The organism is Streptomyces sp. NPDC006332 (assembly GCF_040612855.1).
Classification (GTDB): Bacteria; Actinomycetota; Actinomycetes; order Streptomycetales; family Streptomycetaceae; genus Streptomyces.
On the sequence record NZ_JBEXRA010000018.1, the window covers coordinates 23,789 to 40,199 of the forward strand.

Below are 16,411 nucleotides of genomic sequence, written 5' to 3' on the forward strand. Positions count from 1 at the left end.
TGTGTTCGACCCGGAGTTGTTCATAAACTTTCCACTTGGAAGATATTGAAACGTTTCAGCGCAAGGGGTCTGAGCCGTGGCCGAGCAGAACAGAAGTGGGTTGAGCCGCCGACACATGCTCGGCATCATGACGGCCGCCGCAGCCGGGGCCACGCTCCCGGTCGCCGCCGCGCCGAATGCCGTCGCGGCCGGCGCCGCGGCATCAGGCAGGCAGGGTCCCGCGCCCGTGCGACCGCAGGTCAACTCCCGGACCGCACCGCTGGGTACGCAGACCGCGCCGGCGTTCAGCTGGGTGCCTCAGGTGGCCCGGCAGACCGCGTACGAGATCCAGGTCGGCACCAGGCCGGGCGCGGCCGACGTCTGGCGCAGCGGCAAGGTGGCGGGCGCCGCGGGATCCCACAGCACCGAAGTCGCCTACGGGGGCGGCGCGCTGCGGTCGGAGCGGGCGTACTTCTGGCGGGTGCGGACGTGGGACGAGAAGGGCGCACCCGGCCCCTGGAGCGAACCGGCGAGGTGGGAGACCGGCCTGCTGAAGGGCGAGAAGGACTGGTCGGGCGCGCGGTGGATCGGCGGACGCGAAACGCAGGACCACGACTGGAAGGACCTGACCGCGACCGTCGTCTTCCGCGGTGGGCCCGACCCCGCCGACGGGCTGTCCCTGCTGCTGCGGGCCGAGCCCATCGGCAAGACCTGGGGCGAGGCGCTCAACTGGACCATTCGGCAGAGCGGCGACGAGATGCGGCTGGTCATGAGGACCAGCCACTACGCCGGCAACACCTGGGTGGACGACGGCACCTCCGAGCCGAACTGGGGTGTCGACCACTACGACCCGCAGAGCGAGACCAACCCCACCACCGCGGGCACCCGTGAGGCCCCCGTCGGCACCATCACCCTCCCCGCCTCCACCGGACTGACCAAGGACACCTGGGCCGCCCGCGACCACACCGTGACGGTCGCCGCCCACGGGCTCACCGTCACCACCACCGTGAACGGGGTCGAGGTCGACAGCCGCACCCTCACGGGCGACCAGATCCGCCGCCACGGAAGCTTCGGCTTCGGAGGCGGCACCAACGCCACCATCCGCAACGTCGAGGTGACCGGCACCGGCGCCCCCGACTTCTCCGCCGACCTCACCACCGGCGCCAACCCGTTCGAGAACGGCATCGGAACCCTCGCCGGTCTGACCTTTCCGCCGAAGAACCCTTACATCCCGTCGAAGAACAGCGTGCTGCCGATCGCCAACCCGGCCCCGGTGCTGCGCCGCGCGTTCTCCCTGCCCCGAGGCCGCCGTATCGCCACGGCCCGGCTGCACCTGAGCGCCGCGGGCAACGTCACCTTCACCGTCAACGGCGACCCGATCACCGTCGACGGCAAGCGGGCGAACCGCGGCCGGACCAACGTGCCCCGGCTGCTCACCGACCAGAGCACCTACGACCGTACGGTTCTGTACGACACCTTCGACGTCACCGCGTTGCTGGCCTCCGGGCGCAACGTACTCGCCGCCGAACTCGGACGCGGATGGTACGGGGTGACGACACCCCAGGAGTGGTACTGGCACCTCGCCCCCTACACCGGCCAACCCCGGCTGCGCGCGAAGCTCGTCGTCACCTTCACCGACGGCTCCGCCACCACGCTCGTCACCGACCAGGACTGGCTCAGCGCGGATGGGCCCACGACGTTCGACTCGGTCTACTCGGGCGAGAAGTACGACGCCCGGCGAGCGGACCAGCTGGGGCAGTGGCGATCACCCGGCTACCGCACCGGCCGCGACTGGCGACCGGCCACCGTCCTGATCCCGCCCGGCAGTTGCTCCGGCCCCTCGCCCACGTACCACGGCGCGCTCCCCGCCACGACGATCCCCGACGGCTTCAAGACCGCTGTCCCGCGCGCCCACGAGGCGGAGCCGGTGCTGGTCGACCGGACACTGCGCCCGGTGTCCGTGACCGAGACGGCTCCCGGCTCGGGAACCTGGGTCCTGGACTACGGCCAGATACTGACAGGCTTCGTCCGCCTGCGACTCACCGGCATACGCCCCGGCGGCGAGGGCACCACCGTCCGCATCCGCGGCGGCAACCGGATCGTCGCCGGTGACGGCACGGCCGCCTCCCCCCTCTCCGTCGAGGAGGAGAACTTCCAGCACGACGCCGACCTCCAGACGCACTACTACACCCTCGGCAGACGGTCGACGCAGACCTGGGAGCAGCAGTTCAGCCACTTCGGCTTCCGCTACCTGGAAGTGATGAACCTGGACGCGGCCCTCGGACGAGCGCCGGATCTCACCCGGGACGCGGACGTGCTGACCGTCGGCGTCGCCCGCTCCGGCTTCGCCCGCACCGGCACCTTCACCACGGACAACGCCCTGCTCAACCGCCTCCAGCGCAACCTGGAGTGGGCCGAGCAGAACAACCTGGTGCAGAAGCCCACCGACACCCCGTCACGGGAGAAGAACGGCTGGACCGGCGACGCCATGGCCAGCTCCGAGTCCGAGTGCCTCACCTGGGACGTCAACGCCGTCCTCACCACCTACCTGCGCCACTTTCCCGACACGCAGATCTCCACCGGCCAGCTCCCCATGTTCGTCCCCGTCGCCAAGGGCGGTTACGGCTACGACCGCACCCCCGGCTGGAACGCCGCGTGGAAGGCGGTGCCGGCCTGGGACTCCGCGTACTTCGTCATCCCGCGGGAGCTGTACAGGTACTACGGAAACAGCAGTCTGTTCGCGGAGCTCTACGACCACCAGGACACGCTCCTGACGTACTACGAGACGCTGTTCACCGCCGAGAACGACTACATCTTCGAAGCCTCCCTCGGCGCCTACTCCGGCGCGGAGAGCCCCGGCAGCAACGCCGTCATCAGCCTCGCCTTCTACATCCACTTCTGCGACTACATGGACGAGGTGGGACGCAGGCTCGGCCGCACCGGACGCGCCGCCCACTACGCGAAGCTGGCGGGCACCCTGCGCAAGGCGTTCATCGCCAACTACTGGGATGCCTCCCAAGGCCACTTCACCCAGGGCAGCATCTCCAGCGAGAACACCCTGGCCATCGCCTTCGACCTGGTACCCGGCTCCGACCTCAGCCCCGAAAACCCTCGCTACCTGAAGGGCGCCAAGACGGTCGAGGAGAACAAGAAGGCCCTCGCGAAGCTCCTCGCCGACCGGATCGTGGCGGCGGACCAGCACATCCAGAACGACATGTACGGCTCGCGCTACGAGTTCAACATCCTCAGCGAGTACGGCTACACGGACATCGCCCTCAAGGCCGTCACCCGGACCGGACAACCCGGCTACGTCCACCAGATCGCCAAGGGCGCCACGTCACTGTGGGAGCAGTGGACCGACCGGCTCTCGGTCAACCACCACTACCGCTCCAACGTGGCCACCTGGTTCTACCAGAGCCTGGCCGGCATCAGGCCGACCTCGACCGCCTATGAGACGCTGCGCATCCGCCCGTACGTCCCCACGGCCGCGGTCAACAGCCGGGTCCCGAAGAACACCGAGGACACCGACCTGGCACCGGCGACCCTCGACCACGTCAGTGCCGAGATCGACACCGTGCGCGGCAAGGTGTCCTCGGAATGGCATCGCCGCTCCGACGGCAGGATCGACCTCGCGGTGACCATCCCGTACAACACCGAGGCCGAGATCTGGGTTCCCACCCAGGGAAAGTCCGTCGCCCCGCCCAAGGGTGTCGCCTTCGTCCGGGAGGACATCTCAGGGGGCGCGGCCTATGAGGTCTACCGGGCCCGGGTGGGGCGGTACCGCTTCAACGCCGGGTGATGCGAACGCGCGGACCGCTGTCTCGTGCCGACCTGAGGACGTCTCCCGGTCGGCGCGTGCGGCCGGTGGCCTCGTAGCCGGTGTCCCACAAAACTCCCGACGTCGTCAGCGTCGGCCCAGGTCGGCGCCGTCTCTCAATTTGCTCCGCCGCAAACCTCCCCAACAGAACTGAATTCACTTAAGGTTCGGTCAAAGTCGTTGACGAGGAGGTCAACCATGGCGTTTGTTCTCATCCACGGTGCGAGCTTCGGCGCGAACTGTTGGGACGAGCTGATCCCTCATCTCAGTGCGGAAGCGCTGGCAGTCGATCTTCCAGGGCGCGGGAGCAGGGCCGAAGCCGACCTGGGCACGGTCACTCTCGCGGACTGTGCCGATGCGGTCCGGGAGGACGTCGAGGCAAAGGACCTGCGGGACGCCGTACTGGTCGGTCACTCCTTCGCGGGAGTCACGATCCCGCGCGTCCTGGACCTCATACCCGACCGGATCCGCCACGTCGTCCTCGTATCGGCCGTGGTGCCGGCGGACAGATCCCGGGTGCTTGACCAGATCGATCCCGAGGTGCGTGACCTGGTGGAGCAGTCCATTGCCGACGGCGTCTACCACCAGACCCGCGAGGGCGCCGCCGCAATGCTGTGCAACGACATGGACGAGGCGACCGCCACGTCCACCCTGGAGCGGCTTGCCGACGATTCGGCCGCCCTGCTGAGCGAGACCGTGGACCTGAGCGGCTACAGACGGGAGATCCCCCGGACGTACGTGCACCTCACGCGGGACCAGTGCTACCTCGAGGAACTCCAACAGCGATCCATTGCGCTGCTTCGGCCCGACGTCATCGATCTCGACACCGGTCACATGGCAATGATCAGTGCGCCCGAAAAGCTTGCCTCCGTCCTCAACACCATTCACGGCTGATCGCCGTACCGGCCTGCGGTGGCTGCCGCGTTCGGCAGAGCGAACTGGTTCGTTTGACAGTCGCGGTCGGCTCGTGCCAGCCTGCAAACGAACCATCTAGTTCGTTTGATTCTTATTGGAGTCGTACCGTGTCCCGCACCGTTGTGTCCGCCCCACCGGCCCCGGCGCAGCTGAGCGGCAGACTGCCCCTGGTGATGGCGCTGGCCTGCGGTGTCGCCGTGGCCAATGTCTACTTTCCGCAGGCGATCACTCCGTTGATCGCGCACGGTCTCGGTGTCGGCCAGGACGCGGCGGCCGTGCTGACCACAGTCACCCAACTCGGTTACGCCGTCGGTATCTTCCTGCTGGTACCGCTCGGCGATCGGCTGTCCCGCCGACCGCTGATCACCGTGCTGCTTACCGTGACCGCGCTCGCTCTGCTCGCCGCCGGTCTCGCCCCGGCCATCGGTCCACTCCTCGTCGCCGGTGCCGTGGTCGGTGTGGCCACCGTTGTTCCGCAGATCCTGCTGCCCATGGCCGCGGGCCTGGTCGAACCCGAGCGCCGAGGGGCTGTCACCGGCACCCTGCAGGCCGGGCTGATCGGAGGCATCCTGCTGGCCCGCACCTTCGGCGGCGTACTGGGCGAGCATCTCGGCTGGCGTGCCCCGTACCTGGTGGCGGCCGTGCTCACCGGAATACTCGCCCTCGCCCTCGGTTTCGCCCTGCCGCGCAGCGTCCCGACCGTGCGCGACCGGTACCCCACCCTGCTCGCCGATACGCTGCGGCTCCTGCTCCACGAGCCGCAGCTGCGCCGCTCGGTCTACTTCCAGGTCACTCTCTTCGGGGCGTTCAGCGCGGCCTGGACCGCCGTCGCCCTCCTGGTCACGGGCCCTCGCTACGCCATGGGTACCCAGGCGGTAGGCCTGCTCGCGCTGATCGGCGCGGCCAGTATGTTCCTGGCACCCGGGGCCGGCCGCTGGGTCGACCGATACGGCGCCGACCGCGTCAACCTGTGGTGCATTCTGCTCGCCCTCGTCTCCGGCGCCTTCCTCCTGACCGGCCTCTCGGGCGGCCCGGCCGGAATCGCCGGCCTCGCCGCGGGACTGCTGCTGATCGACGTGGCCGTGCAGTGCGGCCAGGTGGCCAACCAGGCCCGCATCTTCGCCTTGCGCCCCGAAGCCCGTAGCCGCCTCAACACGGGCTACATGACGTGCGGCTTCATCGGCGCGAGCGTCGGCTCCTGGCTCGGGACGCGCGCCTACACCCAGCTGGGCTGGGGTGCCGTCTGTGCTCTGGTCGCGGTGGCCGCGCTCCTCGCCCTCGGCGCCCACCTGACCGGCCGCCGCGGTGGCCCCACTGCGTCTCTCGCCGACGCCTTGCCTGCCAGGGCGAACCGCGGGGCCTGACCTGCGGGCAGGGATTCCGATGATGGCGGGGGGCATCGAGGCGCCGGTGCGTGACGCACGCGGCGTCGGCCCGTCGCACCGGTCAAACGAACCGGTTCGTTACCATGGACTGCATGGCATACGACTCGGCGGCGACCAAGGAACGCATCCTCGCGGCGGCGACCGCGGAGTTCGCCGCGCATGGGGTCGCCGGTGCGCGGGTGGATCGTATCGCCGCCCAGGCCAAGGCCAACAAGCGCGCGATCTATGACTACTTCGGCGACAAGAACAAGCTCTTCGCCGTCGTCCTCGAACGCGTGCTGGCCGAGCTGGCCGAGGCCGTACCACCCAGCGGCGACCTGCCCGGCTATGCCGAGCGTCTCTTCGCCTACCACCGCGCCCACCCCGAGGCCCTGCGCCTGGTGATGTGGGAGGCCCTGGAGATCGGCGACCGGCCCGTCCCGGCCGAGGAGGCCCGCACTCGCCACTACCAGGACAAGATCGACGCCGCGGAAGCCGGCGGGCAGGCCCACGACGCGCGTACCCGGGTGTTCTTCACCATGGCCCTGGCGAGCTGGAGCATCGCCATGCCGCAGCTGCGTCGCATGGTCCTCGGCGCGGACCACAGTCTCGACGACCTCGGCGCGGACGTCGCCCGAGCCGTACGGGATCTGACCGCGGGGACCGGTTGGGAAGGCGAGGAGCGGCCGCGGCACTGACGCCTCCGTGGCGCCGTGGCGGCGTGTTTGTGGCGGACCGGGCACGGGTCCGGGCTGGTCGTGCTCTCAGGTGGTGGCCTGGGGACGAGCCGGGCTGAGGTAGTGCACGGCGGTCTGTGCGCTGTGCGGGGCGAGCAGGTCCCGCAGCTCCTCCGCTGCGACCTTCAGGAGGTCGCCGTCGCGGGTGGCGTGGAGGGTTTCGAGGACGAAGGCGACGTGTGCGGAGTCCTCGGTGACGCGGGTGCGGTGGGCGTCGCGGTGGTTCCAGTGGCGGGTCAGGACGCCGGCGGTGTCCGCGTAGATGATCTCGCCGGGCTTGGGACGCTCGACGGTGTCGGGTTCGCCGAGCGGGATGAACTCTTCGCGGCCGTCCGCGTACCGGATGTCGACGTCGTCGACGACGTGGTCGAGGTCGAAGGCGCCGGCGGGCAGGCCGTGCCGGACGGAGACCACGTTGTAGGAGTCGACGGACGGGTTGATGCGGGGCAGGCTTCCCTTCTTGGCGAGGCGGCGGCCCAGCGCGTCGACGCTGGGGCGGATGCGGCGGGGGTTGGTGCCGAAGGAGCGGTAGGCGGTGTGCCAGGCCTCGATGCGGGGGTCCGTCTCGTCGGCGGGCTGCCACGTGGCGTCGGCGAGTTGCTGTTCCAGGTCCGCCAGGGCCGCGGTGGTGTCGGGCCAGGGTTCGCGGCCACGCAGGCCGGTCGCTGTGACCAGGGCGATCAGGGTGTCGGGAAAGGCGTCCGCGACGGCGGGGGCGATGCGGAAGGCGGGCATGGCGGGGTTTCCGTTTTCTGTGTCCGTACTGGGCGGCAGCGTCCTTACAGCTGCTCTCCGTTACCATCATTGGAACGACTGCACCGTACAACGCAACGACCGACCCATGTCAACCAACCGACCGTGCGGTGCATTGCGGTGGTCCGTGGTGAGGATGGAGATCAGATGGTCGAGACGGCCGCGGCTCTGCGGACGGTGGCGCACAACGTCCGGGCCGCCCGCACCCGGGCGGGCCTGTCCCTGGATGAGCTCAGCCGACGCTCCCAGGTCAGCAAGGGGGCCCTGGTGGCACTGGAGAAAGCCCAGGGCAATCCCAACCTGGCCACCCTGGTCCGGCTGGCCGACACCCTCGGCATCTCGGTGTCCGCGCTGATGCAGGGGCCGCCCGAAGGTCGGGTCCGGGTGGTGGCCGCCGACGCCGTGGCGCCCCTGTGGACCGGCGACCGGGGCAGCGAGGCCCGGCTGATGCTGACGACCTCGGGCCCGGCCCCTGTCGAGGTCTGGCGCTGGCGACTGGAACCGGACGAGGAATACCCCAGCCACCCCCACCAGGCCGGAGTCGTGGAAACCGTCAACGTCACCTCCGGCCGGATGACCCTGATCGTCGACGGCGCCGAACACACCGTGGAGGCCGGACAGACCGCCACATTCGACGGCGACACCCCTCACACCTACCGTGGGTCCGGCACCCAGGCCTGCGTCCTGATCATGACGGTCCACCTGCCACCGGGGCCCGCTTCCGTAACTTGACCCGCGTGGTGCAGGATCGCGTCACGAGCCCCGGCTCCCGTCACTGGCCGGACAGGTGCTCGCGCAGCACCGCGCCCAGGGTGACGGGTTCGCGGCCGAGCAGGGTGGCCAGGGTGGGGTCCACGGCGGCGAATTCGCCGGCGCGGCAGGCGGTGAAGACGCCCACCAGTTGATCCGCCGTTTCCGCGGGGGCGCCGTTGCTCACCAGGTGCGCGCGGAACTGTTCGTCGGATGCGGTGGTCCTCGTGACGGGACGTCCGGTGACCTCGGTGGCGATGCCGACGATGTCGTCGAAGGTGAGAGCCTGCGCCGCGGTGAGCGGTGGCGTGGGGCCGTCGAAGAGACCTTCGTCGGCCAGGATGGCGGCGGCCGAGTCGGCCAGGTCGGCGTGCGCGGTCCAGCTGACCGGCCCGTCCTCGGGGAGCGCGACCTCACCGGACTCCATGCCGTGCGCGAGGAACCGCACCGCGCTGGCGGCATAGAAGCCGTTGCGCAGGGAGGTGTACGGCACGCCGCAGGCGCGCAGCGCTTCCTCGGTGGCCGCATGGTCGCGGCACGCCTGGAAACGCGACGTCGGACTGGCGCCCATGTGGCTGGTGTAGAGGACGCGGCGGGCACCGGCCGCGACGGCCCCGTCGATCGCGGCCCGATGCTGCCGCACGGCCTCTTCACCCATCAGGTCGACCGAGACGATGAGTACCTGGGAGGCACCCTCTAAGGCGTGAGCGAGGCCGGCGGCGTCGGTGAAGTTGCCTTGCCGCACTCGCACCCCCCGGTCGGCGAGAGCCCGTGCTCTTCGCGGGTCGCGGACGCTGACGCCGACCTGTTCGGCCGGTATGCGGGTCAACAGCGCCTCGACGATCTGGCGCCCGAGCTGTCCGGTGGCTCCGGTCACGATGATCACGACATCCTCCACGATGTGTTTCCAGTGAAATCGTAAAAAGCGTATCACTGATAATAACCTTGGAATCGGCGACAAGGTATCGTTGATTCATGCCACCACCTCCACACAGCAGGAGCACGGCTTCCGATGCCGCGGCCGTCGGTCGCGAACAGACCCGGAGGCGGGTCATCGAGGCCGCCATCGATCTCCTGACCCGCTCGGGTCGCGACGCGGTCACCACCCGCGCCGTCGCCGACCAGGCGGGCCTGCAGCCACCGGCCATCTACCGGTTGTTCGGCGACAAGGACGGGCTCCTCGACGCGGTGGCCGAGCACGGTTTCGAAGAGTTCCTCGCCACCAAGCGCATCGACCCCGAACCGCCGGACCTCATCGAGGACCTGAGAGCCGGCTGGGACGTCGCGGTCGAATTCGGTCTGACCAACCCCGCCCTGTACACGCTGATGTACAGCGAACCCACGAGGGCGGACTCGGCGGCTTTCAAGGCCGGCATGGAGATCCTCAAGGGCCGTGTCCGGCGCCTCGCCGCCGGTGGCTGGCTCCGCGTCGACGAGGAACTCGCGGCCCAGATCATCCACGCCACGTCGCGCGGCGCGGTGCTCACCTGGCTGTCCCTGCCCGAGGACCGACGCGACCGCACCCTGTTGACCACGCTGCGGGAGTCCATGGTCGCCGCCGTCACCGCCCAGACGCCGGCCGTGCGGGACGCGGGACCGTCGGGCGCCGCCCGCGCCTTGCGCGCCGCACTCCCCGAACAGACGACCCTCAGCAGCGCGGAGCGGTATCTGCTGAGGGAGTGGCTGGACCGCCTCGCCACCGGCGGTTGAGCGCCGACGCGTTCGCGCCGAGGCAGGCTCCCGTGGCGGTCATGTCCGTGTCCGGGCCGCGGCAGAGGCTCTTGACCAGCCGGAGACGGCAGCCCGCGGTTTCTCGCCAAAGCCCCACGGCGGCGTGACTCGCGGGGTGGCCGCGCGCGTCTGAGCCCCGACGGCCGTCCGACGTCCCGCGTGTGCCCTCACCCGCGAGCCCTGCGATCCGAACGAGAGGCCTTACGCGTCGTCCTCCCGGCTGGGACGGCGTCCGCTGCTCTCCCGTACCACCAGTTCCGTCGCCACCTCCACCCGCGTCGTCTCCGGCTGCTCCCCGGACAGCAGCCGCAGCACCATCCGGGCGGCGAGCGCGGTCATGTCGGCGAGCGGAGTGCGGACCGTCGTCAGGCGTGGGGTGACCCAGTCCGCGAAGGGCAGGTCGTCGAAGCCCACCACGCTCACGTCGGCCGGGATGCGCAGGCCCAGTTCGGCGGCGGCCCGGTAGGTACCCAGCGCCTGATGGTCGCTGCCGGCGAAGATCGCCGTCGGACGCTCGGGCAGCGCCAGGAGTTCCAGGGCGTGTTGGTGCGCGAGCCCATGGGTGAAGTCGCCGTATCGCACCAGCTCGGGATCGAAGGGCAGACCGGCCTCCGCCAGTGCCGAGCGGTAGCCGTCGACCCGCGCCCGCGAGGTGAGCCTGCGCTCCGGGCCGCTGATGATCGCGATGCGGCGATGGCCCAGCTCGATGAGGTGGCGGGTCGCGGCCAGCCCGCCGGGCCAGTTGGTCGCGCCCACCCACGGCGTGCCCGGCACGGGCTCGTCGATCGGCGCCACCAGCGCGTAGGGAATGCCGAGCCGACTCAGTTCCTCGTGCTGCTGAGGCGTAAGTTCCGGCACCACGAGAATCGCTCCGCGGGTGGAGCGGGTGGCGAGCGAGTCCAGCCACTGACGGGCGCGTCTGGTCCGGCCGTGGGTGGAGGAGACGACCAGTCCCATGCCCGCGTCGTGCAGCACATCCTCCGCGCCCCGGATCAGCTCCACCGCCCAGGGGCTGTCCAGTTCGTTGATCACGAAGTCGATCAGACCGCCGGGCGGGGCCGCGGTGGCCGCCGGGCGGTGTTTCGCCAGGTAGCCATGGTGTTCAAGGAGGCGCTGCACCTTGGCCCGCGTCTCCGCCGATACATCGGATCTGTTGTGCAGCACCTTGGAGACGGTGGACACCGATACGCCTGCCTGTTCGGCGATTTCGGCCAGGGTGCGCCGCCTCGCCTCACCTGATCCTGTCCGAACCGTTGACGTCATCGGATGAATCTCCTACGTTGCCGGGCGATCGCGGTTTGCGAAAACTATCGCAACCCGCGGTCCTGGAGTAAGGCTCCTCGGCGAAAAGGTGGTCCCCATGAAGAGATGGCGCGCGGCTTCGCTGGCCGCGGCCGTGGCTCTGGTGCTCTGCGGTTGCGGAGGAACCGGTGGTGGCGGCGGATCGGGCGACGCGAAGGACGAGTTGCTGGTCTGGGTGGACAACACCCGGATGCCCGCGGCCCAGCAGTACCAGAAGGCCCACCCCGACGTGAAGATGCGCATCGTCACCATCCCGCCCGACGCGGGCTACGTGCCCACCAAGGTCTCGCTCGCCAACCGCACCAAGAGCGGCTGGCCCGACGTCGTCTTCCTGGCCAACCCGGCCGAGGCGGCGACCCTCGCGAGCGAGAAGTTCGGCTACGCGGCCGCGCTCGACGACCTCGTCCCGCAGTCCGTCCGCGACGGCTTCACGCCCGGCTCCCTCGAAACCTGTTCCTTCGGCGGCAAGACGTACTGCCTGCGCAACGACATCGCCCCCACCGTCCTGTGGTACGACGCCACACTGATGAAGCGATACGGCTACCAGGTCCCCAAGACCTGGACCGAGTACCAGCGCACCGGCCTGAAGGCGGCCGAGGAACACCCCGGCACCATCGTCGGAGCCGTCAACGGCAAGTACGGCGCCGGCGTCTACTTCGGCAGCAGCGGCTGCCCCACCCGCGACACGCTCAGCCTCACCAAGGTCCACATCGATCTCGGTGGACCCAACTGCACCCGGGTCGCCGATCTGCTCCAGCCGCTCGCCCGTAAGAAGGCCGTGACCACCGTCGTACCCATCGACCCGGGCTTCGCCAAGTTCGGCAAGGACGACAAGATCCTGATGCTGCCCGCCCCCGCCTGGTTCGGCGACTTCATGTTCAAGCCCGCCTTCAAGGTGCCCGAGGGACGCATCGCCGCCGCCCCCATGCCCACCTGGCCCGGCGAGAACAAGCCGTACGCCGGACAGGTCGGCGGCGGCGCCTTCCTCGTCTCCTCGCACGCCGGTGAGCGGACGAAGAAGGCCGTGGACCTGGTGCGCTGGATGACCACCGACGTCGACCTCCAGGCGAAGCAGCCCACCTATCCCGCCTTCACGGCAGCCGCGAAGGCATGGGGCGAGGCCAAGTCGAAGGACCCGTACTACGCCTCCGACCCGATGCCCGCCCTCACCGCGGCGGCGAACGCGCTGCGCCCCGGCTTCGGCGCGGTCCGCTTCGAGGCCGACTGGCAGAGCAGCTTCAACGACACCTTCGTCAAGGCGGTCGACTCCGGCAGCAACCTCCGCGATTCTCTGGCCAGTTGGCAGGACAAACTGGACGCGGCGGCCAAGACCAGCGGATACACGGTCGGATGAAGACGCTCACGACACCCCGCCCGCCCGCGGTCGCGGCCGCGAGGCCGGTGACGTCCAGCCGCGGGCGCCGCCCCGCACGCACCGCCGCCGTCTGGATCCTCGTCGGCCCCTACACGGTGTTCCTCGTGCTCTTCGGGCTCGCGCCCGCCGGATACGCCCTGTGGACCTCGTTCGTCGACAACGGCTCCTTCTCCGGCGGGCGCGACTGGGCGGCGGTGTTCCAGGACTACCGGCTCGGCGACGCTGCCGCCCACGTGACGACGTATCTGCTGCTGTGGCTGCCCGTCCTGCTGCTGACCGTCCTGTCCCTCGCCTTCACCCTGCACGCCCGCCCCGGCCGCACGACCAGCGCGCTCCAGCTCGTCTACTACCTGCCCGGCGCGGTCACCGGCTCCGCCGCTGCCCTGCTGTGGTTGTTCATGGTCAGCCCGGACAGCAGCCCCTTCTCACCCCTGCTCACCCTGATGGACGTCAAGAGCGCCACCGACGCGCTGTCCGGCGGCAGCGTGATCGCCGTCCTCACCGTGATGGGCGTCGCGGTGCACGCCGGCGGCTGGATCGTGGTCCTGTACGGGGCGCTCAACGCGCTCCCCAAGGACGTCCTGGAGGCCGCGCAGGTCGACGGGGCCTCGGCCTGGCGGACCATGTGGCACGTCAAGCTGCCGATGGTGCGCACGTACGTCGCCTTCGTACTGATCTCCAGTTTCGCCTCAGGCAGTCAGGTGTTCGTCGAGCCCACCGTGCTGTCCACCGGCGCACCCGGCCAGATCAGCCCCACCTGGTCCGTCAACCAGCTCGCCTACACCTACGCCACCCAGGACGGCGACTTCGGCAAGGCCGCGGCGCTGTCGCTGGCCATGCTCGCGGTAGGAGTGCTGGCCGCCTGGATCGTGATCACCCGCACCCGTATGTACGCCACCGACTCCTCCGACTCCCGGTGAGTGAGGCGATGACCGCTCTGTCACGCGGCGCCCGCGCCCTGTTCCTGCTCGGCGCGGCCGTCTTCTTCGGACTGCCCCTGCTCTGGCTGCTGCTCGCCCCGACCCGCACCGCCGACGACCTCACCACCGGCTCACCGCTCGGCTTCGGCTCGCTGGGCAACGTGGGCGACGCATGGTCGCACCTGACGTCGTACAACGACGGCGAGATCACCCTGTGGATCGGCAACTCGATCGTCTACGCGGCGGCCAGCGTGGCCCTCGCCCTGCTGCTGTGCGTGCCCGCGGGCTACGCGCTCGCCAAACACGAGTTCGCCGGCCGCCGGGCCCTGCTCACCCTGTCGATCGTGACGATGATCCTGCCCCCGGCCGCGCTGGTGCTCCCGCTGTACCTGGAGATGTCGGCGGTCCACCTCACCGGCACGGTCTGGTCGGTCATCCTGCCGCTGTCCTTCTACCCGTTCGGCGTCTACCTCGCCTTCCTGCACTTCCAGGCGAACCTGCCCGACAGCCTGCTGGATGCCGGACGCGTCGACGGCGCGAGCGAACTGCGGCTGTTCTGGTCGGTCGCGGTGCCGCTGGCCCGCCCCGCCATCGCCCTGATTGCCTTCTTCGGCTTCGTCCGCTGCTGGACCGACTTCTTCCTGCCCTTCGTGATGCTCTCCGACGACCGCACCTTCACTCTCCAGCTCGGCCTGATGTCCCTGCTGCAGTCCACCGGCGCGGTCAACAACTCCAGCGGCTTCGCCGACCTCGACATCCACCAGCCGGAGGCGGCCCTCGCCGGGCTGGTGGCCTGCGCGCCGTTGCTGATCGGTTTCGTCCTCGCCCAGCGCTTCCTGCGCACCGGGCTGCTGGCCGGGGCGGAGAAGGGCTGATGGACGACACGCGTACCGAACTCGCTTCACAGGTAAGGAAATTGGTCGAGCCCGTCGCATCCCGCTTCAGTGCGGGACGGGCACGCGTGCGGCTCGGCGTGAACACCGCGATCCACGACGACACGGCCGCCGAACTGGAGGCGTTCGCCCGGCCGTTGTGGGGACTCGCGCCCCTCGCGGCGGGCGGACAGGCCGTTCCACACACGGGGTTGTGGGCCGAGGGCCTCGCCCACGGCAGCGATCCCGCACACCCGGAATACTGGGGCGAGCCGGTCGACCATGACCAACGCATCGTCGAGATGGCCGCCATCGGCTTCGCCCTCGCCCTCGCCCCCGAGCAGTGGTGGGACCCGCTCAGCGGACCCGAACGCGACCGGCTCGCACGCTGGCTGCTCAGCGCACTCCCGCGGGAGACCACCGACAACAACTGGCTCTTCTTCCCGGTGCTGGTCAGCCTCGGTCTCGACCGGGTGGGGGTGACCTATGACCGCTCCCTGATCACGGCACGGCTCGACCGCCTGGAGACGTTCTGGCTCGGCGACGGCTGGTACGCGGACGGGCCCACCGAACGCCGCGACTACTACGTCCCGTGGGCCATGCACTTCTACGGTCTGCTGTACGACGCGCTCACGGGCGGCGACCGCTTCAAGCACCGGGCGGCCGCCTTCGCCGGCGACTTCCGGCACTGGTTCGCCGACGACGGTGCCGCCGTCCCCTACGGCCGCAGCCTCACCTACCGCTGGGCGCAGGCCGCCTTCTGGGGCGCGCTGCCGTTCGCGGGCGTCGACGTACTGCCGTGGGGCGAGGTCAAGGGGTATCTGCTGCGGCATCTGCGCTGGTGGCGTGGGCGGCCGGTGACCGGACCCGACGGGCTGTTGTCCGTGGGGTACGGCTATCCGCAGCCGGCGCTGGCCGAGCAGTACAACGCGCCGGGCTCGCCCTACTGGTCGCTCAAGGCGTATCTGCCGCTCGCGCTGCCCGCACAGCACGCGTTCTGGACCGCGAAGGAAGGGCCGGCTCCCGCCCTGCCCGCGGTCAGCGCCCAGCCGCACGCCGGGGCGGTACTCATGCGGGAGTCCGGCGACGTCACCCTGCTCGCCGGGCGCCAGCACCACCCGTGGGTGCGCCACGGAGCCGAGAAGTACGCCAAGTTCGCCTACTCGACCCGCTTCGGCTTCAGCCTGCCGGGCGGCACGCTCGGGCTCGAGCAGGGCGCGTACGACTCGATGCTGGCGCTGAGTGACGACGGCGGGGCGCACTACCGGGTGCGCGAGGAGCCGGCCGCTTCCTACGTCACCGCCGACACGGTCCTCAGCACCTGGCACCCGTGGCCCGACGTGGAGATCACCACCTGGCTGACGGCCGCCGCGCCCTGGCATGTGCGCACCCACCGCATCCGCACCGCTCGGGCTCTGCACACCGCCGAGGGCGGCTTCGCCGTCGACCGGGACGCGGGCACGGACCGCCTGACCGGTCCGGGACGCGCACGGGTGTCGGCCCCCGAGGGACTCACCGGACTACGCGACCTCGACGGCCGACGCGAGGGCGAGGTCGTCGACTGCCTGCCCGGTACGAACGTCCTGGCACGGCGCACCGCACTGCCCGTCCTCAGGGGCCGACTTCCTGCCGGGGAGCACTGGTTGAGGTGCGCCGTGCTCGGCGCCCCCGGCGGAAGCGAAGAAGCCGAGACGGCCTGGCGACAGCCCCCGACCCCCGCACACCCCTCGACCCCCGCACACCCTCAGACCACCGCACACCCTCCGGCCCCTGCACACCCTCCCACCCCTGCACACCCTCCGACCAGCGCAGATCCGACGACTGGAGACGCGACATGAGACGACGCGACACGAGACGACGCGACACGAGGCGCCGCGACACGAGGCGACGCGACAT

At 70.1% G+C, this 16,411-nt stretch carries 13 protein-coding genes; 10 read left to right on the plus strand and 3 right to left on the minus strand.

Going from position 1 to position 16,411, the window contains the following annotated elements; genetic code table 11:
- Window positions 1-127: 127 nt before the first annotated feature.
- The 4 genes from ABZ027_RS18255 (at window position 128) to ABZ027_RS18270 (ending at window position 6,773) form a co-directional block, all read left to right on the plus strand.
- Window positions 128-3,778 (plus strand): family 78 glycoside hydrolase catalytic domain, encoded by a 3,651-nt coding sequence (locus ABZ027_RS18255; protein WP_356769389.1) that lies wholly within the window; start codon window positions 128-130, stop codon window positions 3,776-3,778.
- Window positions 3,779-3,994: 216 nt separating this feature from the next.
- Window positions 3,995-4,690 (plus strand): alpha/beta fold hydrolase, encoded by a 696-nt coding sequence (locus tag ABZ027_RS18260; RefSeq protein ID WP_356769391.1) that lies wholly within the window; start codon window positions 3,995-3,997, stop codon window positions 4,688-4,690.
- Between the two features lie 194 nt (window positions 4,691-4,884).
- Entirely contained in the window at window positions 4,885-6,075 is a 1,191-nt protein-coding gene (locus ABZ027_RS18265) for an MFS transporter (RefSeq protein ID WP_356769572.1), read from the plus strand.
- Between the two features lie 113 nt (window positions 6,076-6,188).
- The gene (locus ABZ027_RS18270; protein ID WP_356769393.1) at window positions 6,189-6,773 is read left to right on the plus strand and encodes a TetR family transcriptional regulator; all 585 of its coding nucleotides are present in this window, start codon (window positions 6,189-6,191) and stop codon (window positions 6,771-6,773) included.
- Window positions 6,774-6,839: 66 nt separating this feature from the next.
- Here ABZ027_RS18270 and ABZ027_RS18275 read toward each other — a convergent pair whose 3' ends face one another.
- Window positions 6,840-7,547, minus strand: coding sequence for a phenylalanine--tRNA ligase beta subunit-related protein (locus tag ABZ027_RS18275; RefSeq protein ID WP_356769395.1), 708 nt, complete (start codon window positions 7,545-7,547; stop codon window positions 6,840-6,842).
- 165 nt (window positions 7,548-7,712) lie between these two features.
- Between ABZ027_RS18275 and ABZ027_RS18280 the strand changes: the two genes are divergently transcribed.
- Window positions 7,713-8,297 carry an XRE family transcriptional regulator gene (locus tag ABZ027_RS18280; RefSeq protein WP_356769397.1) on the plus strand — a complete coding sequence of 195 codons (585 nt, stop codon included), beginning with the start codon at window positions 7,713-7,715 and terminating at the stop codon, window positions 8,295-8,297.
- A 40-nt stretch (window positions 8,298-8,337) separates the two neighbouring features.
- Here ABZ027_RS18280 and ABZ027_RS18285 read toward each other — a convergent pair whose 3' ends face one another.
- On the minus strand, window positions 8,338-9,201 hold the full coding sequence (locus ABZ027_RS18285; protein WP_356769399.1) for an SDR family oxidoreductase: 864 nt from the start codon (window positions 9,199-9,201) through the stop codon (window positions 8,338-8,340).
- An 89-nt stretch (window positions 9,202-9,290) separates the two neighbouring features.
- On the opposite strand from ABZ027_RS18285, the gene ABZ027_RS18290 reads away from it, so the two are divergent.
- Window positions 9,291-10,025 carry a TetR/AcrR family transcriptional regulator gene (locus ABZ027_RS18290; RefSeq protein WP_356769401.1) on the plus strand — a complete coding sequence of 245 codons (735 nt, stop codon included), beginning with the start codon at window positions 9,291-9,293 and terminating at the stop codon, window positions 10,023-10,025.
- 222 nt (window positions 10,026-10,247) lie between these two features.
- On the opposite strand, the gene ABZ027_RS18295 is transcribed toward ABZ027_RS18290, so the two are convergent.
- Entirely contained in the window at window positions 10,248-11,309 is a 1,062-nt protein-coding gene (locus tag ABZ027_RS18295) for a LacI family DNA-binding transcriptional regulator (protein ID WP_356769403.1), read from the minus strand.
- 97 nt (window positions 11,310-11,406) lie between these two features.
- Here ABZ027_RS18295 and ABZ027_RS18300 point away from each other — a divergent pair, with 97 nt between their 5' ends.
- Genes ABZ027_RS18300 through ABZ027_RS18315 form a run of 4 tightly spaced genes read left to right on the plus strand, consistent with a single transcriptional unit; the run spans window position 11,407 to window position 16,353 of the window.
- A complete protein-coding gene (locus ABZ027_RS18300) occupies window positions 11,407-12,702 on the plus strand; it encodes an extracellular solute-binding protein (RefSeq protein WP_356769405.1) in 1,296 nt (431 codons plus the stop codon).
- Window positions 12,699-13,643, plus strand: a complete 945-nt coding sequence (locus ABZ027_RS18305) for a sugar ABC transporter permease (protein WP_356769407.1) — start codon at window positions 12,699-12,701, stop codon at window positions 13,641-13,643. The genes ABZ027_RS18300 and ABZ027_RS18305 overlap by 4 nt, the downstream gene beginning before the upstream one ends.
- Before the next feature lie 8 nt (window positions 13,644-13,651).
- Window positions 13,652-14,518, plus strand: a complete 867-nt coding sequence (locus tag ABZ027_RS18310) for a carbohydrate ABC transporter permease (RefSeq protein WP_356769409.1) — start codon at window positions 13,652-13,654, stop codon at window positions 14,516-14,518.
- Window positions 14,518-16,353 (plus strand): DUF2264 domain-containing protein, encoded by a 1,836-nt coding sequence (locus ABZ027_RS18315; protein WP_356769411.1) that lies wholly within the window; start codon window positions 14,518-14,520, stop codon window positions 16,351-16,353. The genes ABZ027_RS18310 and ABZ027_RS18315 overlap by 1 nt, the downstream gene beginning before the upstream one ends.
- Window positions 16,354-16,411 lie beyond the last annotated feature (58 nt).